Genomic DNA, 20,882 nt, shown 5'->3' with positions numbered 1-20,882 from the left:
GAATTATCGTCCCCGGCGTATCACGAGACCGGCCGAAGTGGTGACAAAATTTTCAAGCAGCAGCTTGAGGTGCGGCTCACCATAGGGCGGCGCGTCGATATATCGGTCCACGGGCATGGTATCCGGCGCCACCGTGAAGGGTTCGACATAATGCCCGCGTGCCCGTAGTTTTTCCGCAAGCTGATCCAGGTCACGACGCCGAAAAAGAACCGTCCAGTTATTGTCGAGGGTTTGGCTGTTGGAACTCAGGTTGAACTCGGTCGTATGGACCGCCACGCCGCCGACCTTCAAGGTTTTCTCAACGCTGTTGATAATGAAATCCAGGCCCTTTTCTATGGAGCCGAGGTGTTCGAGCGCGCAGGCGGACCAGCAGAAATCAAAACCGGTGAGGGCAGGGGAAATGGCGTTCATGTCGCAATGCTCGAACTGCACACGTTGCTCGAATTCGGCGCGATCCATACGCCCTTCGGGAATCGCGCTGAGGGCCTCAGCCAGTTGCCGGTGATCCGCCCAGCCATTTTTCAGACCGATTTCCGGCGGCGCATCGGTCGCCATGACATGAGTCCCGGCACTGGCAAAGGCCGCCGGAAGTGGCTCGGTGCCGACGCCGAAACCCAGGGCGCGTTTGTCCGGTCCCACAGCGCCAAGCCGGAAAGCATGATGCAGAATGAAAATAAATTCCCACAGCTTGCGATGATAAAACACCTGATGATCAATAAGGTCGGTCAGTCGCTGAAATTCCGGATGGAGGAAGTCCGTCGCTGTGCAGGTCGAATAGGCCATGAACGGCGCATCGGGCGCTGAGCGAAAAACATCCACCGGCGGCAGGGCCGGTTTGGCGCCACCATCGATACGGGCATCGACAAGACCGGCAACACGCTCAGCCAGTATCGGCAGAAGCGCATCCGCAACCAGGGGGGCGATGATCCGGGCCATCTTGTCAATGAGAACCTGTTTAAGCCCTTTGCGGTCTGTCGTCATAAATCAGTAGTCCCTGTCTGGCCTTGCTTAAGTCTGGATAGCATGAAAATACCGCAGGTCATCAAAACAATTCCGAATTTGCTCATCTGGCAGTTATCCGGTTTCACTTGTCACCTTCGCAAATCTGTAGCTAACTTCCGCTTTCTCAGGGGAGGCCGCCTATGTCCATTCGTCATCTGATCGCTGGTGTTTCCATGCTTCTGGCGCTCAGCGCCTGCCAGATGCCCGGTCGCGCGCCGTCCGCCTACGATCTGGCGAAAGCGGACCTGACAGCCCCCGTCGCCGATATCCAGGCCCACATCAGGGCCGGCAAATATAGCGCCGTCGATCTCACCCAGGCGGCGCTCGACCAGATCAAGGCGAAGAATGGCGATCTCCACGCCGTTATCACCGTCAATCCCGATGCCCTGAAACGGGCCAAAGAGTCCGACGACGCCCGCAAGGCCGGCAAGGACTTGGGCCCCCTGATGGGCATCCCCGTCCTCATCAAGGACAATATCGAGACGGCGGATATCATGCCGACCACGGCCGGCTCCCTGGCCCTGGCCGCCAATATCACCCACCGCGACGCGCCGGTGGTGGCCCGGCTTCGTGCCGGCGGCGCCATCATCCTCGGCAAGGCCAATCTGTCGGAATGGGCCAATATCCGCTCCACCCGTTCGGTCAGCGGCTGGAGCGGCGTTGGCGGCCTGACGGCCAATGCGGTCGATCATGCCCGCACGGCCTGCGGCTCGTCCTCCGGTTCCGGCGCGGGCGTGGCGGCCGGACTGGCGCCGCTTGCGGTCGGCACCGAAACCGATGGCAGCGTCACCTGTCCGTCGTCGATGAACGGCCTGGCCGGCCTGAAACCGACCGTCGGGCTGGTCTCGCGCACCTATGTGGTGCCGATCTCGCACAGCCAGGATACGCCGGGACCGATGGGCCATTCCGTGGCCGATATCGCCGCCATGCTGACCGTCATGGCCGGCAGCGACCCCGCCGATAAGGCAACCAGCGAAGCCGACGCCCATAAGACCGACTATACGGCAGGTCTAACGGATTACAGCCTGAAAGGCGTGCGCATCGGCGTGCTGCGCGATCAGGTCGGTAATGACGCCAAGACCACCGCCGTCTTTGAAGCCGCACTCAAGAAACTGACAGATCAGGGCGCGGTGATGGTCGATATCAGGGACAGCTCGGTCAAGGGCCTGGGCGATGCCGAGATGACCGTCATGATGACCGAACTGAAGGCCGACCTGAATGCCTACCTGGCCTCGACCCCCACGGCAGTGAAAACGCGCACCCTGGCCGATGTCATCGCCTTCAATAAAGCCAATGCGGCGCAGGAAATGCCTTACTTCGGGCAGGAACTGTTCGAGCAGTCCGAACAGACCAAAGGGCTCGATGATCCGGCCTATGTCTCCGCCGCCTATCTGGCCAGAAACGCTTCGGCCGCGCGGATCGACGGCCTGCTGGCGGTGAATAAAGTTACGGTCCTGATCGCCCCGACCTACGGCCCGGCCTGGCTGTCCGATCTGGTCTATGGCGACCAGTACACCGGCCCCTCGGCCACGCAATTGCCGGCCACCTCCGGTTATCCCCACCTGACCGTGCCGATGGGCGCGGTCCAGGGCCTGCCGGTGGGCCTCAGCTTTATCGGCCCCAAATGGAGCGAAGCGACGCTGTTGAAGACGGGCTATGCCTTCGAGCAGGGGCGGAAGAGCGCGAAATAATTACCCTACAAAATTTGCTTTCGTAGGGTAATTGAGTTATGCCCTACGAAAATAATCTTTGTAGGGTAAAATGCGCTCCATTCCCCTGGCTCTTCAAACTGCCTATCAGGATCTGCTCGAAACCCTGCGCCAGCAGGCACTTTCTGAAATTGGCGGCACGCCATTCCTGAAAGACACCGGCGGCAAGGGCGCATATTGGTACGCCCGCCAGCGCATTGGTGATCGCGTGGTTGACCGCTATCTCGGCCGCGACACGCCCGATCTGCGGACACGTCTTGAAAAAGCCGTCGCTGATTTGGAGACGCAAAAGGCGCTCAACAAGCGATGCGCCAGCCTTGTGGCGCAACTCAGGGCGGCGGGCCTGCCGGCTCTGGATCGGGAAAGCGGCAAGGTGCTGAACGCCATGGCGCGCGTGGGTGTCTTCCGGCTGGGCGGCACCCTGGTGGGGACTCACGCCTACAGGCTGATGAGCGCTGAACTGGGGGGCTGGCTCGATAATGCGCTGGCGGTGACCGAAGACCTGGATATTGCCGCCTTCGAAAACCTGAAACTGGTTATCGAGGATAAGGTCGATCCGGACTTGCCCGATACATTTCGCGCGCTGAACCTGACGCCCATTCCGGGGCTGAACGCCCGACGCCCGACCCGCTGGCACATGCCGGGGGGCGGCGCCCGGATCGATTTTCTGGTGCCCCTGATGAAGGAAGGCAACGAGGCGGTCTTTCTGGAACCCCTGGGCGTTTATGCTCAGGCCCTGAGCTTTCTCAATTTTCTGATCGCCGATCCGATCCCCGCCGTCGGTCTGTACCGCAGCGGCGTTCTTTTGCAGATTCCCCGGCCCGAACGTTATGCTATCCACAAACTCATCGTGGCGCAGCGGCGAACGGGCGGGCAGGAAAGCAAGGCGAGAAAAGACCTGGCTCAGGCGGAAAGCCTGATCCGTGTTCTGGCCGAAGACCGCCCCTATGACCTGCAATCCGCCTGGCAAACGGCGCTCAATTCCGGTGAAAAATGGCGGGAAGCGATTGATAAGTCCCTGCGACACAAGCCGGATATTACGGCCCTTCTGAACGGACTATAGTTTAGGTATCCATCCTCGTGTAATTGATATCCTGTTACTGCAATTCCGTAGTCCAATATCGTGCTGAGACTAGAAACCGTGGCCAGGAGGTTTAATGGCTGTTCAAAATGAACCGAAAAAGCACCATTGGCTCCCTCAATTCATGATGAAGCCATGGGTCAACGAAAACGGCGAGATGGCTACGTTCATACGTTATCCAAACCGGGTAGTTTCCAAACAAAAAAGCCCCGCCGCAATCGGTTACGAACTCAATCTGTATAGGGTAGAGGGCGCACAAAACCCGGTTCTATTTGAGCAAACTTTTCAACAGTTTGAGAGCCGAGCGGCGACTCTCCGTGAGAAAATGTTGTTAAAAGGCGTGGACTCCCTTTCTGCCGATGAAAGGCATGCGTTTGCCTCGACAATAATGCTGTGCGCCAACCGTAGGCCAGAAAAGATTCATTCGAAGACTAAAATTGTCGAAGCCCAGTGGCAAGACGAGGTGAAGCGCATTGTGGCTGGCGACGCCCCAGCAACCCACACATCGTTGGAGCTTTTGGATGCTATAAAAAAGGGAAATGCGAAGACACTTGTTCTTGAGGCGGCAATTCAATCTGCACAAGGGTTTGGACAAAATGTTGCTGATTTATCATGGAGGCTTTTCGACTTCAGTAATGAGAAGCTGAAGCTTGTTTTAGCCGACCGTCCAATTCTCGCGGGTGGAACGAATGGAAAAATAGAATGGATGACATTGCCGTTAACGCCAAATACCCTTTTAATTGCTGGCAAACAACGATCCTACGAAGAAATTAGGTTTAAATCAGAGTTTAGAGAAGCGCTCGCAATCGACATAATAGGTGGCCAGTTTCGTCAATGCGCGAACTGGGTGGTTGCGGTGACACGCGACCCATATTCAAAACTCGCCAGCAAGTATATGACGGGGCCAGATAAGCCTGCGCCTCAAGGCACCCTGTGAATACGGTGACAGAATTAGGAATTGCAGGGACAGGATACGAGTTGCCGAAATCTTGCGTATCGGTTCTGAAAATCTATTCCCGCCCGTAATTCCCGGTGCATCCTATCCGGATGTCTCTCGATGACCGTACAGCACAGGCACACCTGACCCCGGAGGAACGGCGCGAGCTTTTGCGCGCCTTTGCCGACCGGATGCTGCTTAAAGTCACCGCTATGGACGATCCCGAAGACCTGCCGGGCGTCGAGAAGGCCGTGCGGACCGCCGCCATGATCGAGCGCATCTACAGCCGGTGCGACCGCGCCGAGCGCCAGAGGCCGGAGCCGCGTAAAGTCGAAGCCGAACGCGCCGCTCACGAGGAAGCGGCCATCAAGGCGCGGGTCTCCCTGGCCGGTACGCTGAAATGGGGCGAAGAGCGCCGCCAAAGTCTGGGACAGTGGTGGGATGAGGCCCAAACCCTCGCACAAATGCCGGTTCAGGAAGCCGTTCCGACGCAAAGCCATCCGCAAAAACCCGCTGCTCCGGAACGCCCTGCGGCAATGGCCGGCATGGTTGAGGTGCCGTCCTGGCAGAAAGTCACCTATGTCGATTACACCGAAGCTTTCGAAGCGGCCCGCGCCGAACTGGCCCAGCAAAGACGTGAAGCGAAATCGGCGTCAATACCATCACCTCAATATCCACCGCCGAACTCAGGCTAGCGAATTGTCCTGGAACAGATCGGCATTCAGTGGTTCGGGCAGTGGTTTTGGCAGGCTTTGACAGGCGATCCGCAGATTACGCAGATTTTTCAGTGATGACTGTCCGATCTCAGTGGAGACATTCCCGTGATGGATTGGCGCTTCGCGCCCAATTCAATTCCATTGCGCGGTAAAGTGCATTATAAGGCACTGAAAAATCTGCGTAATCTGCGTAATCTGTGGATGACCTTCTTGAAGTCGGCCACGGTGACTAAATGTCGATCCGTCCTAAGACCTCAGCACTCCACCACATTCACAGCAAGCCCACCGAGGCTCGTTTCCTTGTACTTGGCGCGCATGTCCTCGCCGGTCTGGCGCATCGTCTCGATCACCGCATCGAGCGAGACGATGTGGTGGCCGTCGCCATTCAGCGCCAGATAGGTGGCGTTGATCGCCTTGATGGCGCCCATGGTATTGCGCTCGATGCACGGCACCTGCACCAGTCCGCCGATCGGGTCACACGTCAGGCCGAGATTGTGCTCCATGCCGATTTCGGCGGCGTTTTCGATCTGGCCGGGCATACCGCCCAGCGCCGCGCACAGCCCCGCTGCCGCCATGGAACAGGCGACCCCGACCTCGCCCTGGCAGCCCATTTCCGCCGCCGAGATCGAAGCATTGGTCTTGTAAAGAAAGCCGATCGCCGCCGCCGTCATCAAGAGGGTGCGCGAGCCTTCTTTCGTGGCCCCCGGCACGAAGGTCTCGTAATATTTGATCACCGCCGGCAGCACCCCCGCCGCGCCATTGGTCGGCGCCGTCACCACCCGTCCGCCGGCGGCGTTTTCCTCATTGACCGCCAACGCGTACAGACTGACCCATTCGAAAATGTGCGACGGATCGATGCGCGGCCCGCGTTCCTCCAGCCGTTCCTTCATCGCCCTGGCGCGGCGTTTGACGTTTAGCCCGCCGGGCAGGGTGCCTTCGAGCGACACACCGCGTTTGATGCTGGCCATCATGGCCTCGCGCACCTGGTCGATGAAGGCGTGGGTCTCGGCCTCGGTCCGAAAGGCCAGCTCGTTGCGCGCCACCACCTCGGCGATCGACAGGTTTTCCGCAGCGCAGATGGCCAGCAATTCCGCGCCGGAAGCATAAGCATATGGCAGGGCGATATTGCTCGAATTGGCCACCACGGTATCGCCGGTAATCGCGCCGCCGCCGATGGAAAAATAGGTGGCGGTGAAGGGGTTGCCGCGCGGATAGATGGCCTCGAAGACCATGCCGTTGGAATGTTCGGGCAAAAACTCGCCCATCATGAATTGCAGGTCGGCTTCCGGATCGAAAACAATGTCATAAAGCCCCGCCAGTTTCAGGCTGTGCGTGGCGCGGATTTCGGTGACCAGCGGTGCAATGGCTTCCGGATCTATGCGGTCGGGCAGCCAGCCGGAAAGGCCGACCAGAATGGCGGTATCGGTGGCGTGGCCCTTTCCGGTCAGGGCCAGCGAGCCGTAGAGCTTGCAGATGACGCGCGATGGCTGGCCATAACTGGCGGCCTGTTCCGCGAAATGGACCGCCGCCCGCATCGGCCCCACCGTATGCGAACTGGAAGGGCCGATGCCGATGGTAAAGAGATCGGTGACGCTCAGGGCCCAGGCGGGTCTGGTCATGTCGGGCATCTTTCTTGTGGTGATGTCTCTTATGACATCTGGCGGGATATATCCGTCCATTTCGGGCCGTTTATCCGCGCCATGTGGCATTTTTATTGATGCCACGTTCCCACAAGCCGCATTCGCGGTCAATCTGGTTTCAATTGTACTTAAGTGCTTCCCAGACCAATCGTACTGATAGAATGAAGACCCGCTATTTTAAAGCCTTTGTTGGCCACAAATAACCATCGAATTTCCATTTCCGCATATTGGAAGGGAGAACCTGCAAACGATCTTCTTCGATCGCAAACCCTTTCCACCAGTGCCTCGCCATGCCCGCAAGCACAAGGGTGCCGTCATATCCCTGGCATAGCTTGGTTTCCTTATAGGCATTGTAATGCATCGCATCGACGGAATTATCCGCAATATTGAATTGGGGATATAACTCTTTGAGCACAAAGAAAGCGTTCGGCGCGGTAACGGCAACGAGTTCGTAACCCATTTCCTGAGCCGCTTCCACGGTTGCCAGCAGGGATGAACCCAGGTTCAGGTTGAGGTTTTTCTCCTGCAACAGGTATACGTCGTTGGGGATGGCGTGGTTGAATTCTATGCAAACCACTCTGGGCTTGTACTTTTGCAAGTCGCGCCAGACGTGGATATCATTGCCATCAATATCTATGGATAGAAAATCAAAATCGACGGGAACGGTAAAGGGGGCACGGTCCAGATGCGCGTCGAGCTTGTTTTCATCCGAAAAGCCGACAATGTCCTCTACGGTAAATACGTCCGGCCGCTCACGGTAGAGTTCATGAAGGGCGGCATAAGCCTTGCTGGGCTCGATGAGAACCGCGCTCCATTTTTTGTTATTTGCGAGATCGTAGGAATTACTGATGCGTTTTCCGTCGCCCGCGCCAAAATCAACCACCACCTTGTTTTTTACGCCGATAATTTCGAAAATCCGTGCGGCTACACCATCTTCCCCCCCCGCGGAGGTGACATTAGTGCGGTAAGGTTCAAACCAGAGGGACTCTTTTACTCTGCGGTCCACTGGGCGATGAATAACGGTATTGGGCACGGTAATTCCTGAATATTGAACGTGGGATGGCAAAAATGCAGACGCTTTTAAGCACGGGAATAGTAGGCGCTAAAACGCGCGGCTGACAAGGCACGAGCGTGCCCTTTTCATTGGCACGCTCGTTATTATTGCATTAATTCCAAATGCGCCAGTTAGTGAACCGCGCTCCAGCGGCTTTCGGGCAGGGTGATGTCTACGCTCTGCGGCAGATTATCTGACGCCTGGCCTAGAAGGACGTGATAGACTCCGGCCTTGACCACCCAGCTATCGGTGGTTTCGTCGTAGGTTGCGAGCAGCTTAGGATCGACCTTGGCGGTGAAGTTCTGGCCCTGGCCGGGGGCGAGATCGACCTTGTGGAAGGCGACGAGGCGCTTGGGGGCCTCCCAGCCAGCCGCTTGCCAGTCGGCGGGCGACACATAGACCTGCATCACCGCCGCACCGGCCGTCTTGCCGGTATTGGTGACCGAACCGCCGACCGAAACGTCATTAGGACCATCCGCCGTGGCGACCGGTGCCGAGGTGGCAAAGGTGGTATAGCTGAGACCGTGCCCGAAGGCGAAGAGGGGCTTGAAGCCTTTTACATCGTACCACTTGTAGCCGATGGCCGCGCCTTCGTCATAGGTGATCCCGACCCTGATGCCGTCCGGCTTATGAAAACCGGGAATCTCGGCATGAGCCAGTTGCGCATTCGACGCCGGGAAACTGATCGGCAGGTGGCCGGAGGGATTGACCATGCCGGTCAGGATGTTGGCGATGGCCTGCCCGCCGCGGGCGCCGGGGTAAAAGGCTTCGAGAATGGCCGGCGTCTTGTCGGCCCAGGGCATCAGGATGGCGCCGCCCGATTCGACCACGACGATGGTCTTCGGATTGGCCTTGACCACGGCGGCGACCAGGGCATCCTGGTTGCCCGGCAGTTCCAGCGGATTGTCGATGCCTTCGCCCATCCATTGCGTCACGAAGACGACGGCGACCTCGCTTTTCTTGGCCAGCGCGACGGCCTTCTTGATATTATCACCGCTGATATAGGTGATGGTAGCCTCAGGCTTGGCGGCCTTCAGCGCCTCGACCGGCGAGGACGGCATGAAAACCACCGGCCCCGGCCAGCTCTTCGGTTCCAGTCCGGGCACAGCATTGCCGCCCACCGGCGTGACGCCGGAAGAGCCGCCGCCGGCCATCACGCCCTTGTTGGCATGGCCGCCGATCATGGCGATGGATTTCGCCTTGAGTGGCAACAGGTCACCTTCGTTCTTCAGCAGGACCAGCGAGGCTTCGGCAGCCTTTTGCGACACATTGGCGTCGGCTTCGAAATCGATCGGGCCGACTTTTACAGGGTTATCGACCACGCCCTTGGCAAACAGCGGCCACAGGATGCGCTCGGCCATGTCGTCGATGCGCGACATGGGGATAGCGCCGCTGTCGATATCGGCTTTCAGCGTCTTGGCCGAGAAGAAGGCGCCGTGATGACCGCAGCACGGATAGCCGGTGAACTGGTCCAGGCCGGCCTTGGCCGCCTTGGCCGAGGAGTGAACCGCGCCCCAGTCGGACATGACATAGCCCTTGAAGCCCCAGTCGTCTTTAAGCACCTGGTTATTGAGATAATCGTTTTCACAGGCCCAGTCGCCATTGACGAGATTGTAGGAACACATGACCGAACCGGGATTGGACAGGTCATAGATCATCTCGAAGGCCAGCAGGTCCGATTGGCGCATGGCCGGCTTCGAGATGGTGGCGTCAACCGTGGTGCGCTGGCTTTCCTGGTCATTGACCGCCCAGTGCTTCATGGTCGAAACCATGTGCTGCGACTGGATGCCGTTGATCAGGCCGCCGGTCATGCGGCCGGTCAGCAGCGGGTCTTCGCCGGTATATTCAAAATTACGGCCATTGCGCGGTTCGCGGGCCAGGTTGCCGCCGCCGGCCAGGAAGACGTTGAAGCCGGAGGCGCGGGCCTCGGTGGCGATCATCACGCCGCCCATTTCGGTGATCTTCGGATCGAAAGAAGCGGCGGTGGCCAGCGAAGAGGGCAGGGCCGTGCGCTCCATGCCACTGACGCGCACGCCGATCGAGGCGTCCGTCTGCCATTGCGCCGGGATGCCGAGGCGGGGAATGCCGGCGATATAACCGGCCGAACCCTTGATATGGTTGGCCTTTACATCGGCCTTGATGGCGGGCGAGACGATATCATCCGGCTCTTTCATCAGTTGTTCCGGGTCGGTATAGCCCATGACAAGGCCGAGCTTTTCATCGAGCGTCATGGCGGCGACCGCCGCTGCGGCGCGCTGGTCGGCGGGCTTTGAGGTATCCATCCATGCTGGTTTTGGGGGCTGAACCTGAGCCAGGGCAGCGGTAGATACGCAGGCAAGCAGGGACGCGGTCAGAAGGGTGTGACGGGCTTTCATGGGCTTCCTCCGGGAGCGGTTTTATAATTGCCGCCGACGCTACATTGGAAGCGCTTCCGGGGAAAGCCCCAACTTGAGCCTCTTACACCTTTACCGAAGTCAGCTCATCGATGGCGCAGATGATGTGATAGAGCGAACTGGCCGGCGCCGGTTCGATCTCGAACGTCCCGTCGGGCTTCATGCGATCTCGATATAATCCCTCGATCTCGGTACTGAGGTAAAGTTGCAGGCCGGAGGTCGCCTGGATCAGGCTGGCAATGGCGGATTCCTTCTCCGCAGGCGTTTTCGCCGCTTGCGACAAGGCGGTGAATGCCTTCATGCGTTCAGTCTGCGACCACAGGCGCGCCTTGGCATCCTTGACGGTGAAGTCGTCCCACAGCTCGAACATCGTCACATTGCGCTTCGGATCGGTGCCCGCCACCTCCGCGATATCGATCAGACGCTGCGCAGTCTTGATATAGTGATCCTGATCGGTCATTTCCGCCCAGCGCAGGAACAGCCAGGCCCATTCGAACTGGTGGCCGGGCTCGACAATCCGGCCGGCTTCGCCCGGCATGGCGTTCCAGTCGCCATCGAAGAATTCCCGCAGGGCGCCGGTTTCCGGATGCAGGAACTTTTCGACGCACAGGTCGGCGATCTCGGCGGCGATGTCGCGCCATTTGTCGTCGCCGCCGGCCTCGATCCACGCCAGGCAGGCTTCGAACATGTGCATGTGCGGATTGGCCTTGAGCGGCAGGGTGCGGGGATTGGCTTCCTCGAAACCGCGGACGGGATGGGAGTAATCCGCGATGATCCTGTCACGGATGGCGACGCCCGCCGCTTCCAGCGATTTGTCATCCGGGCGGACGCGGTAAGCCGAGGCATAGGCCAGCATGGCGAAGGCGTGGTCGTAGAAGTCGAATTCGCCGCGCACCACTGTGCCGTCCGGCTTCAGCGTAGCGTAAAGCATCCCGGTTTCCGAATTGTGCGCCGGACCCGCCAGCCACTTCAGGCCCTGGTCGATGGGGGCGTCGGTCTCGCCCTGATAGCCCATGCGCCGGGCCAGGGCATAAGAAAAGACCTGCCGCGCGGCCACGCGTGTGCGGCGGTCGACATCGTCCGGCTTGCCGTCGAGATTGATCTTCTCATAGAAGCCGCCCTTTTCGCGGTCGCCGCCGATATCCCACCACAGGGGCAGGGCGTGATCGAACAGCCATTGGCGCAGGGATTGCTGTTTTTCGACAAGGGCATGGGCGAGTGTCGGCATGGGAGCGGGTCTCACAAGGATGATGGATCGTGGATCACGGGGTTAGAACAAAAACGCGTAAAAATACAGTTGGGTTTGAAAAAGCCGGCAAATTAAATATTTCAAAAATACTTATCTGTTTGACGGACGGGAATATTTACCTACCGTCTCTTTATATGTACGCAGAGGCCACGACATCGAAAAAATACTCTCCGGCAAGTCATGGAAGACCATGAACCTTCCGCACGGGGAGGCAAGGGCGAAATCAAAATGTCAAACAAGATTATACCTGTCATCATGTCAGGCGGTTCCGGAACGCGTCTCTGGCCCCTGTCCACGCCTTCGGCGCCCAAACAGTTTCACGCCCTGGCCACGCCGAATACGATGATCCAGGAAACCGCCCTGCGTCTGGTCGGGGAAGACTACCTGGCGCCGGTCGCCATCTGCGGCCGCGGGCACAAGGATCTCGTCGTCTCGCAACTCGCGGCGATCGGCAAGGCGCCGCAAGGTGTGATTCTCGAACCGTTCGGCCGCAATACCGCTGCCGTCGCCGCCATGGCGGCGTTGAGTGGACAGGAGGGCGATCCGGAGGCCCTGGTGCTGCTGGTGCCGGCGGATCACGTCATCACCAAGCCGGAGGCCTTCCACGCGGCGGTGGTTGCCGCGTCCGAAACCGCGAAGTCCCGGATCGTCACCTTCGGCATTACGCCGGCCCATCCGGAAACCGGCTTTGGCTATATCGAACGTGGCGAGCCGCTTTCGGAAGGCATTTTTGAAATCAAAAAATTCTGGGAAAAGCCCAATCTGGAGACAGCCACGCGCTATGTTGAAGGCGGACGCCATGACTGGAATGCCGGCATCTTCCTGTTCTCGCCCCAGGTCATGCTGGAGGAACTGAGCCTATATGCCCCCGAAGTGCTTGCCGCCTGCGTCGATGCTTATAAGAAAGCCCATCGTGACGGCGTGATCATCAGCCTCGATGAGGACGCTTTTGGCCAGGTGCCGTCGATCAGCGTCGATTATGCCGTCATGGAAAACACGTCGCGTTCGGCGGTTATTCCGTGTGATATCGGCTGGGCGGATGTTGGTGGTTTCGCCGAACTGTGGCGACTGGGCGAAAAAGATGACAGCGCCAATCACGTCAAGGGCGAGGCCATACTGATTGAATCCGAAAACTGCCTGATCCGAAATGATGGCGGACCGGTCGTGGCGGTCATCGGTATGAACGATGTCATGGTGATCTCGACCGAGGCCGGCATCCTGATCGCGCCTCTGTCGCGCGCCCAGGATGTCAAGAAAGCTGCTGAGGCCGCCAAGGCCAGACTTACGCCGGGCTGACATGGAGGTTTTGCGTGATATCGCCGCCCTGGATGCGAAAATCCGTGAATGCGATGCGGCCAGCGCCGTATCGGATGATGCCCTGCGTCAGGTGTTCACGACCTTTCGTATGGATTTCGCGGCGGACCTGCCCTCAGACCCCCTGAGCGAAGCCTATCATGATCGCCAGATGGCGCTTTATAATGGTGTCTCCGGCAAGGCATATCGGCTGGAAAATGAAGCGACACCCTTCAATGCCAGGGCAGCGGCGAAACGGCCGTTTCCATGGTCGACCCAAAGCGTAGGTACGGCCGGTCGATATCTGGGCGCGATCGCCCACCTGCTGCGCACCCTTAAGGTCTCGCCGGGCGACCGGGTGCTGGAATTCGGGCCAGGCTGGGGTGAAACCACGCTCACCATGGCCAGGCTGGGACTTGACGTGACGGCCGTCGATCTGGAGGCCAATTTCTGCGAGCTGATCCGGCTGCGCGCCGCCGAGGCCGACGTGCCGGTAACCGTGGTCAATTCGGATTTCATGTGGGCCGAAACGATCACGGACCCGTTTGATGCGATTGTTTTCTTTGAATGTTTCCATCATTGTGACGATCATATCCGCCTGCTGCGGGCGCTGAAAGGGGCGCTTAAGCCCGGAGGACGTATCTATTTTGCCGCTGAGCCGATCGTGGATGACTACCCTGTGCCGTGGGGGCTGCGCATGGATGGCGAATCCCTGTGGGCGATCCGCAAACACGGCTGGCTGGAACTGGGCTTCCGCAGCGACTATTTCCGCAAGGCCCTGCGCCATTGCGGCTTTAAAAGCCTGCGCCACGCTTCTGCCGATCTCGGTCATATCAGCGTATGGGAAGCCTGGGTGGACGACGGGAGTCCAAGCCTCTATTCGGGCGATGATCCGGCCCTGCAGACCCGTGACGGTCAAAAAGTTGACGGCCGGCTGACTTTCGACCGGGCCGGGCGCGGCCACCAGCTCTGGGGGCCCTATGCCGATCTGCCGGCCGGGCGTTATCGGGCCACGCTTTTTCTGGAAGGCAAACCGGCCGGCAAGATCACGCTGGATGCCTGTGTGGAAACGGGACAGGTTGTCCTGGCATCCAGAACCATACGCATGGGCCTGTTCGGCGCGTCACCCGAAAAGCTGGCGCTCGATTTCGAGTTGACGGAAGATACCGCCGGACTGGAAGTACGGCTGCGCGTCCACGATCGTTTTACCGGCATGATCAGCCGGCTGGAGATTCGGGCCGTCGATTGAGGTCAGGCGATCAGGTCACGCATCGGCGCCACACCGGCCGATTCGGGGAAGATGTCCTGTCCCATGATTGACACGGGTGTATCGAACAGGCCCTGCATGACCCCCTTGGCGACCGCGCGGATATCGGTAGTCGGCGCCAGGTCGCGGGCCTGATAAAGCTGATTGGTCTTTAGCCCTGGCCAGTCGGCGATGACCCGGCCGCCCTTGACCGCGCCGCCGGTCAGGAAGGCCACTGTTCCGGTCCCGTGATCGGTGCCGTTGGTGCCGTTGATGGCGGCGGTGCGGCCGAATTCGGTAATGACCAGTATGGCGGTGTCGTTCCATACCGGCCCCAGGGTCTGCTCATAAGCCCCCAGTGCCCGGTCAAGGCCGCTGAGTTGCTTTTCGAGGATGGAGATTTCACTGCTGTGCGTGTCCCAGCCTTCGATCGCCATTGCGCCGATTCTGGGTCCGTCGTCGCGCGCCATCATCCGCGCCGCGCCCTGCGCCATGGCCACCATGAGATCCGCCTTACCTTTGGCGTTGTCACCGGCCGCGCCGGCAATGGCCTGGCTGCGCAGAGCCGTGGCGCAAATATCGGCCAGTTTCGGATCGCTGGCCTTGTAAAGTGCCATCACCCGGCCGGGCAGTGCGTCGTCACGCAAAGGCTGGGTGCTTGGCGTCCAGCCCAGGCAGTCGGCCTGTCCGCGCAGGATCAGCGGCGTGATGGCGCCAATTGCCAGTCCGCGATCGGGCGCGATTTTTTGCCCGGAGCCTTGCGTCAGGAGCAGGCGGTTGAGCCAGCCGCTATCCTTGTGGCCGGGGCCTGGCTGGCCGGATTCAAGCACATCCTGGCCGTCGAAGTGCGAGCGGTCGCGGTAAGGCGAGGCGCTGGCGTGAACAATCAGCGCCTGTCCGGCCCTGTACTGACGCGCGAGATTGGGCATGGCGGGATGCAGGCCGAACATATCGCTGAGTGGCACAGGTGTGCCCACCTTGTGCGCCAGATCGCCGCGCAGGTGATTATAGGACGGATCGCCAACCGGCGGCACGGCGGTCAGTCCATCGAGGGCGCCGCGCAGCACAATGGTCATGAAGCGCGGGTCACGCGTGCCGGCCGCGCTGGACAGGCGCGGGATAAAGCCGGCGAAGGCGGTGCCGGCACCGAGTTGCAGCAACCGCCGGCGGGAAAAAAGAGTGCGTGTCATGTCAGCGTCTCATGAATTCAGGTGACATAAAGGTCAGGCTCAGGCCTTGGCGGGCATTTTCCGCCTGGCTGATGGCGGCGAGGGTTGTTTCAGACAGGCGCGGCCCCAGAAGCGACTGCGCGAACAGCCGGGGATCGACATTTTCCTTCACGGCGCGGCCGATACGATTGGCGGCTTCCATGCGCGCAAACAGGCCCGGCGGCGTGGCCCAGGTGTCGAAACGGTCGGAATAGCCGTTGGGGCCGCCCGGACGCCACATGCGTTCTCCCAGTGTAGCGAGCACGGCATCTATGGAAATGGGGACAAGAGAGACGCCTGTGGCACGCATCATCGCTATGAGATATTCTTGGGGCAGCCGCATCTTGTCACAGGCCGGGGTCCAGGCTTCCGGTGACTCGATCAGGGCGTGACTGACGAGGCCAAGATCACCGTCGGTCCGCTGAAATACGTCCGTCAGCCGGTCCACCAGGCTTTGCGGTGGCGTGTCGGAAACGAAATGCTGGGCCAGTTTCAGGGCGATGAAGCGGGCGCAGGCTGGCCGCTCAGCAAGGTCCAGCATGATATCGGTCGCCTGGAAGAAACCATCATTTCTATAGGTGCGGCCAAGAACTTCGCGCGATCCCGGCTGGTGGTTTCCTGGTGCGAATTTGAAGCCGTCCCTGAGAGGCATCGGATCATTGGGGCGTTCGTCCGGTGTGATTGTGTAGGTCCAGCCGGTAAGCGCCGCGGCGAATGAGGTCACATCAGCCTGAGTATAGCCACTGCCGACGCCCAGAATATGCAATTCCATGATTTCGCGGGCAAGATTTTCGTTCAGGCCCTTGCGGCTTTTGCGGCCGCCGGCCGAATCCGGGCCGATGGAATCCTGATTGTCGAGATACATCAACATGCAGGGATGCGTTTCGACCGAGAGCAGCAGGTCTTTGAAGCGGCCGAAAATATTGGGACGTATCGCTTCACGTTCAAAAGCACCGGCGGTCACACCGATATTGCCATTCTTGTCGGTCGAGACGGCGAAATGGTTGGCCCAGAACATGACCATGCGTTCATTAAAGCCGATATCTGGCGCCAGATATGCGCCGTTGAACCGCACATCCAGTTCCTGCATATATATTTCATTGGCCGGTACTATAAGCGGCGGCTGTGCTGTGTCGGCCGCATCAATCGATGATGGCGCTTTTTCGCGAGCCTTGACCGCCACGTAATAAGCCTTTTGACGCGCCAGAAGTTCAGGCGTGTCCGGAAGCGGCGCTTCGGTTACGAGGCGCGGTCCTCCTGCGCGAATCTCATCGGCCAGTATCTGGCGGGCGCGCCCGCCTATGGCATCGCACCCTTCAGGACCGCTGCCAAGGCCGAAACGGGATAAAGCGAGGGAATCGTCAAAGCTTGCGGAAGCGGCCATGGTATGACTCGTAAGGCGTTGCGGGCCGGAAGCCGGTGAGCCGGGATTCCATCCTGTGATCATGCGCGGCAGGTTTGGCCGAATTGGGGCTTATATAATGTCGTTCTTGCTATAATGGGCTGGTATTCAGGGAAAAAAGCCCTAATCTGGACATGAAAGAAAGAGTAAACCCCGATCATGCCGGATCATCGTTCCATATCAGAGACAAGCAACCCGCTGTTGCCGCGCCTAGATCCTGAAGAGGCCGGTTATCTCGGCGAGGAACTGCACAGCCTGCGCGAGCTTGTCAGCCGTGGGGACGCGCTGGCGACAGCGGGCGGGTCGGTCATGGCCTGGTGGGGCATTGTGCTGGCTGTCACCCATATTCTGAAAGCCCTGATGGCGGCCGACTGGCTGCCGGCGGGGCTGCCGGTTGGGTGGGGCGCGGCGATCATTGGCGTGCCGGGCGCGCTGCTGATTTCACGTTTTGGGCGCGGCGGCTATGCCTTCCGGTCCTGGCGCAACCAGGCGATTTCCACGACCTGGGTATTCGCCGGCATCGGTATCGCCGTCTTCCTGCTCGGCAGCCAGTGGACCAGGGTTTCCGAACCGCATATCACCATGGCCTTCCTGGCCATTGTGTTCAGCCTTGTATTGGCGGTGATGGCAACATCGAGCAGTCAGTCATGGCTGCTGGGTATGGCGGGCGGCTGGATGCTGACCGCTGGGGCCATGTTCGTGCTTGATAGCCCGATCGACCGTTATATCGTTATGGCCGCGGCCACCGTCTGCTTCATGACGGCGCCCGGCCTTGTTCTGTTGCGTGCCGAGCGGCGCGCCCAACCCAAGATGAGGACCATATGAGCCTGTTTGCCCACGAAAGCCTGGAAGAGGTCATTCATGGCCGCGCCCGCCTGGCAATCCTGGCCTTCCTGTCAACGGTCGGCAAGGCCGACTTCGTGACCCTGCGCGGGGAAATCCGCATCAGTGATGGCAATCTGTCGCAACACCTGAAAAAGCTCGATGACGCCGGCTATATCCAACTAGATAAAACCATCTCGGCCGGCAAGCCGCGCACGATCGCCCGCCTGACGGCCGCCGGTCGGGATGCTTTTTATGATTATCTCGATCACCTGCAAAGCCTGCTGAACGCCGTGCCTGGCCGAGGCGCGCAGGGGTAAATCAAGCCCAAAAAAAAGACACAAACCGTTATCACTTGGTGTTGATAAGTGCACTTTTTAAGTGTATCCATACCGCTGCCGGACTGTGGCGCGACCTTTGATGGTACGAATTTGTCCGGTGCCGGGCCTGCGAATAGCGGGCTTCCGTGCAGCTATGTTGTCTGAGCCGTCAGAATTCCGGGGGAATAGGGGGCGGTGCAGGCAGTGAGCTATCGTCTCAGGGCGCTTTGGGGGGCTCTGAGGCGACCGCACGGTGCGGTCTCTCTACATCACTGAGGAGTATTCTCACGCATGGCGCGATACTGGGCCAGGCGGCGGGCGCTGTCCATGGCGCGGTCGTGGGTCAGGGCGACCAGCCCCAGGGCCATGCGGCCATCATTATCAGCCAGGGTCGGCGCCAGTTCCTTGATATATGTGAAGCCGGCGTAGCGTGTGGCGTAGGCTTCCGCTTCGGCCATGGCGGAGCTTTTGAGATCGGTTGGCATAAGGCTCCAGTTGGAAAAAACATAGGCCAGGCGCCAGTCATGGGCGTCCGGCGACAGCGGGCCTGCTACATACGAACGGCGCAGGGCGTCCAGCACGCGTCCGGAAAGTGCCGCGTCCTTTTGCTGGTAGGCGGAAGCCAAAAGCAGCCAGTTTTCGGCGCGTCCCGGCGCTGCGTTTACCGCTTTGTTCGCCAGGTCTATGCGCCGGTCATTATCGGTGGCGGCCAGTGTGCGTGCGTAGAGCGACTCTGAAAAAGGCAGGACAACCGGCATGGTATCCGGCAGGGCGAACTGCAGGGCCGCCACGGTGCCGAGCACGGCTATGGCCAGCGCCGCGCCGGGAGGGCCGTATCTGAGGGATCGGGTCCATAACAGGGTTTGGGTCATGAAACCGGAATAACAGGTTTAACGATTGTAGGCTACATGTATGGCGGGCGCAGGCGTGGAGGCAGGGGCGGGGGCCAGCGACACCCAGGCCAGGTCGTCGCCTGGCGCCTGACGCGATACCCAGTAATAGCCGGTCTTTTGCCAGGGCCTGACCCTGTAGGCGAGGTTGTCGAGGACGAAATCGCCCTGCTTCGTAGCGACCACGAGCACGGCGTGATCTTCATTAAAGCGCGTCCGGACGATCGCCAGGCTGAGGGCGGCAGCCGGTATACCCTGCGCGATCAGCAGCCGGCGCTTGATCAGGGCGAAATCTTCGCAATCGCCGCGCGCGCCGGGAGTCAGGGCCGGGGCGTCCCAGTAATCATTGACATTGTAGACGCGGGCGTCGGTGTCAGCGATGAGGGTCCGGTTGACGCGATTATTAACGGCCTTCAATGTGGCCATGGTGTCGCTGTCCAGGTCGATCCGGTCATAATCGGCGGCCGGGGCGGAGGCCGGCGTGGCATTGTCCTGGCGGTTAGCGCCAAGGCGCGGCCATTGCGCGGGCGTGACGGCGCCGGGCACGGGATCCTGCGCACTGTCCTTGATCTGGTGTGTGAAGGCGAGCTCATATTTCTCGACCATGGCCTGCCGGGCCAGGGAAACAATGCGCGCCGCTTCTGGCTGCGCCGACTGCTGGCAGTCTTCCGGCGAACGCGAGCACATTTCCAGGAAGGCTGTGGGGGCCGCGATCTGCCGTCCGGCAGGCAGAAAGGTTGCCTGGAGGGAAGAACGGTCAGCGGCTATCCCTGTACCGGCATACAGGCCGCCCAGAGCGGCTGTGATGGTGGCGAATGCAAGTAAATGGCTTTTTGCATACTTGTTAATACGAGTCATAACCATCACATCCTCTTTGTGGTTATGTTATCCTCTCAAACAAGATTCAATTTCAGGCTAAAAAGTATCGTCAATAACTGATGTACAGCTATGGTTTACAATAATTAAGCCTGTTTTTTAATGGCGGCAAGGCGCCCTGTTCCCACGCTTTTGTGATCTGTATGGACTTTTTCCCACACCGGTTGTGCAAAAGGTTAAAAACCACCGCAGGCCCTTGAGTGTGGCAGTGCGAAAGAATAAGATGTTTCACGGTTTCGGGATTCATCACACATACTCATGCTGACCGCGCTAAAGTCTCTTTTCGGCACGTCGAAGCCAAAACCTGAGCCGCCGGCATCGCGGATCGGGCGGCTGGTCTATGCCATCGGTGATGTTCACGGTCGTCTCGACCTGTTCGAACGGATGATTGAACAGGTGCGCAGTGATGAGATGGCGAAGGGGGAGCGCCCGCTGATCGTTCTGTTGGGGGACTATGTTGATCGGGGGCCGGATTCCGCGGGCGTGCTCTCGCGCATACTCAGGCTTCAGGAGGAGGCGTGGTGTGATGTCGAGGTGCTGCTTGGCAATCACGAGGAAGCCCTGCTGAAATTCCTGCACACGGCGCAGAACGGGCCGTCCTGGGTGGATTATGGCGGCGGCAGCACCTTGGGATCGTATGGTGTGGCCCTGCCGGCGTCGCGTACCGATCCGGCACAGTGGGAGGAAACGCGCAAAGCGTTTGCCGACGCCCTGCCTGAAGCGCATCTGGCGCTGCTCAAGAATATGAAGTACCTGCTGAAAGTGGATGACTATGTCTTTGTCCATGCGGGTGTGCGGCCTGATTTGCCACTGGAAGAGCAGGGCGCCGAAACCTTCCTGTGGGTAAGGGGGGCGTTCATGGCGTCCGAAAAGGCATGTGACTTCGTGGTGGTGCATGGCCACACACCGGAGGAAGAGCCGGCGGACAAGCGCTGGCGCATCGGAATCGACAGCGGCGCCTACGCCACCGGCGTCCTGACAGCGGTGCGGCTGAAAGATGTCTCCCGCCGAATCATGCAGGTTCGCTTCTAGGGCGTTTGCTCT

At 59.7% G+C, this 20,882-nt stretch carries 18 protein-coding genes; 9 read left to right on the top strand and 9 right to left on the bottom strand.

Going from position 1 to position 20,882, the window contains the following annotated elements:
* Positions 1-3: 3 nt before the first annotated feature.
* A complete protein-coding gene (locus tag ACTHND_RS11470; RefSeq protein WP_440178082.1) occupies positions 4-981 on the bottom strand; it encodes a hypothetical protein in 978 nt (325 codons plus the stop codon).
* A gap of 161 nt (positions 982-1,142) precedes the next feature.
* On the opposite strand from ACTHND_RS11470, the gene ACTHND_RS11465 reads away from it, so the two are divergent.
* From ACTHND_RS11465 to ACTHND_RS11450, 4 genes are all read left to right on the top strand, one after another.
* Positions 1,143-2,693 (top strand): amidase, encoded by a 1,551-nt coding sequence (locus tag ACTHND_RS11465; protein ID WP_440178081.1) that lies wholly within the window; start codon positions 1,143-1,145, stop codon positions 2,691-2,693.
* A gap of 70 nt (positions 2,694-2,763) precedes the next feature.
* Positions 2,764-3,774, top strand: a complete 1,011-nt coding sequence (locus tag ACTHND_RS11460) for a nucleotidyltransferase family protein (protein ID WP_440178080.1) — start codon at positions 2,764-2,766, stop codon at positions 3,772-3,774.
* Between the two features lie 94 nt (positions 3,775-3,868).
* Entirely contained in the window at positions 3,869-4,729 is an 861-nt protein-coding gene (locus ACTHND_RS11455; protein WP_440178079.1) for a DUF4238 domain-containing protein, read from the top strand.
* Positions 4,730-4,839: 110 nt separating this feature from the next.
* Positions 4,840-5,424 carry a hypothetical protein gene (locus tag ACTHND_RS11450; protein WP_440178078.1) on the top strand — a complete coding sequence of 195 codons (585 nt, stop codon included), beginning with the start codon at positions 4,840-4,842 and terminating at the stop codon, positions 5,422-5,424.
* A gap of 275 nt (positions 5,425-5,699) precedes the next feature.
* Here the strand turns inward: ACTHND_RS11450 and ACTHND_RS11445 are convergent, their stop codons facing one another.
* From ACTHND_RS11445 to ACTHND_RS11430, 4 genes are all read right to left on the bottom strand, one after another.
* On the bottom strand, positions 5,700-7,064 hold the full coding sequence (locus ACTHND_RS11445; protein ID WP_440178077.1) for an L-serine ammonia-lyase: 1,365 nt from the start codon (positions 7,062-7,064) through the stop codon (positions 5,700-5,702).
* Positions 7,065-7,257: 193 nt separating this feature from the next.
* The gene (locus tag ACTHND_RS11440) at positions 7,258-8,118 is read right to left on the bottom strand and encodes a hypothetical protein (protein ID WP_440178076.1); all 861 of its coding nucleotides are present in this window, start codon (positions 8,116-8,118) and stop codon (positions 7,258-7,260) included.
* A 152-nt stretch (positions 8,119-8,270) separates the two neighbouring features.
* The gene (locus ACTHND_RS11435) at positions 8,271-10,514 is read right to left on the bottom strand and encodes a glycoside hydrolase family 3 C-terminal domain-containing protein (protein ID WP_440178075.1); all 2,244 of its coding nucleotides are present in this window, start codon (positions 10,512-10,514) and stop codon (positions 8,271-8,273) included.
* Between the two features lie 82 nt (positions 10,515-10,596).
* Complete coding sequence (locus ACTHND_RS11430) at positions 10,597-11,760, bottom strand: AGE family epimerase/isomerase (RefSeq protein WP_440178074.1); 1,164 nt, start codon at positions 11,758-11,760, stop codon at positions 10,597-10,599.
* Positions 11,761-12,009: 249 nt separating this feature from the next.
* Here ACTHND_RS11430 and ACTHND_RS11425 point away from each other — a divergent pair, with 249 nt between their 5' ends.
* Both ACTHND_RS11425 and ACTHND_RS11420 read left to right on the top strand, forming a co-directional pair.
* Complete coding sequence (locus ACTHND_RS11425; protein WP_440178073.1) at positions 12,010-13,077, top strand: mannose-1-phosphate guanylyltransferase/mannose-6-phosphate isomerase; 1,068 nt, start codon at positions 12,010-12,012, stop codon at positions 13,075-13,077.
* Position 13,078: 1 nt separating this feature from the next.
* A complete protein-coding gene (locus tag ACTHND_RS11420; RefSeq protein ID WP_440178072.1) occupies positions 13,079-14,323 on the top strand; it encodes an SAM-dependent methyltransferase in 1,245 nt (414 codons plus the stop codon).
* A gap of 2 nt (positions 14,324-14,325) precedes the next feature.
* Here ACTHND_RS11420 and ACTHND_RS11415 read toward each other — a convergent pair whose 3' ends face one another.
* A complete protein-coding gene (locus tag ACTHND_RS11415) occupies positions 14,326-15,510 on the bottom strand; it encodes a DUF1501 domain-containing protein (RefSeq protein WP_440178071.1) in 1,185 nt (394 codons plus the stop codon).
* A 1-nt stretch (position 15,511) separates the two neighbouring features.
* Complete coding sequence (locus tag ACTHND_RS11410; protein ID WP_440178070.1) at positions 15,512-16,912, bottom strand: DUF1800 domain-containing protein; 1,401 nt, start codon at positions 16,910-16,912, stop codon at positions 15,512-15,514.
* 177 nt (positions 16,913-17,089) lie between these two features.
* Between ACTHND_RS11410 and ACTHND_RS11405 the strand changes: the two genes are divergently transcribed.
* Positions 17,090-17,755, top strand: coding sequence for a hypothetical protein (locus ACTHND_RS11405; RefSeq protein WP_440178069.1), 666 nt, complete (start codon positions 17,090-17,092; stop codon positions 17,753-17,755).
* Positions 17,752-18,072: a winged helix-turn-helix domain-containing protein gene (locus ACTHND_RS11400; protein WP_440178068.1), complete on the top strand. Its 321-nt coding sequence runs from the start codon at positions 17,752-17,754 to the stop codon at positions 18,070-18,072. Before ACTHND_RS11405 ends, ACTHND_RS11400 begins: the two co-directional genes overlap by 4 nt.
* A 269-nt stretch (positions 18,073-18,341) precedes the next feature.
* Here the strand turns inward: ACTHND_RS11400 and ACTHND_RS11395 are convergent, their stop codons facing one another.
* On the bottom strand, positions 18,342-18,944 hold the full coding sequence (locus tag ACTHND_RS11395) for a hypothetical protein (RefSeq protein ID WP_440178067.1): 603 nt from the start codon (positions 18,942-18,944) through the stop codon (positions 18,342-18,344).
* An 18-nt stretch (positions 18,945-18,962) separates the two neighbouring features.
* Positions 18,963-19,820: a transglutaminase-like cysteine peptidase gene (locus tag ACTHND_RS11390; protein WP_440178066.1), complete on the bottom strand. Its 858-nt coding sequence runs from the start codon at positions 19,818-19,820 to the stop codon at positions 18,963-18,965.
* Positions 19,821-20,096: 276 nt separating this feature from the next.
* Between ACTHND_RS11390 and ACTHND_RS11385 the strand changes: the two genes are divergently transcribed.
* Positions 20,097-20,870, top strand: coding sequence for a metallophosphoesterase family protein (locus ACTHND_RS11385; protein ID WP_440178065.1), 774 nt, complete (start codon positions 20,097-20,099; stop codon positions 20,868-20,870).
* The last annotated feature ends 12 nt before the right edge of the window (positions 20,871-20,882 follow it).

It is taken from the genome of Asticcacaulis sp. (genome assembly GCF_051954415.1).
Lineage (GTDB): Bacteria > Pseudomonadota > Alphaproteobacteria > Caulobacterales > Caulobacteraceae > Asticcacaulis.
This window is presented reverse-complemented; position numbering and strand designations above follow the sequence as displayed.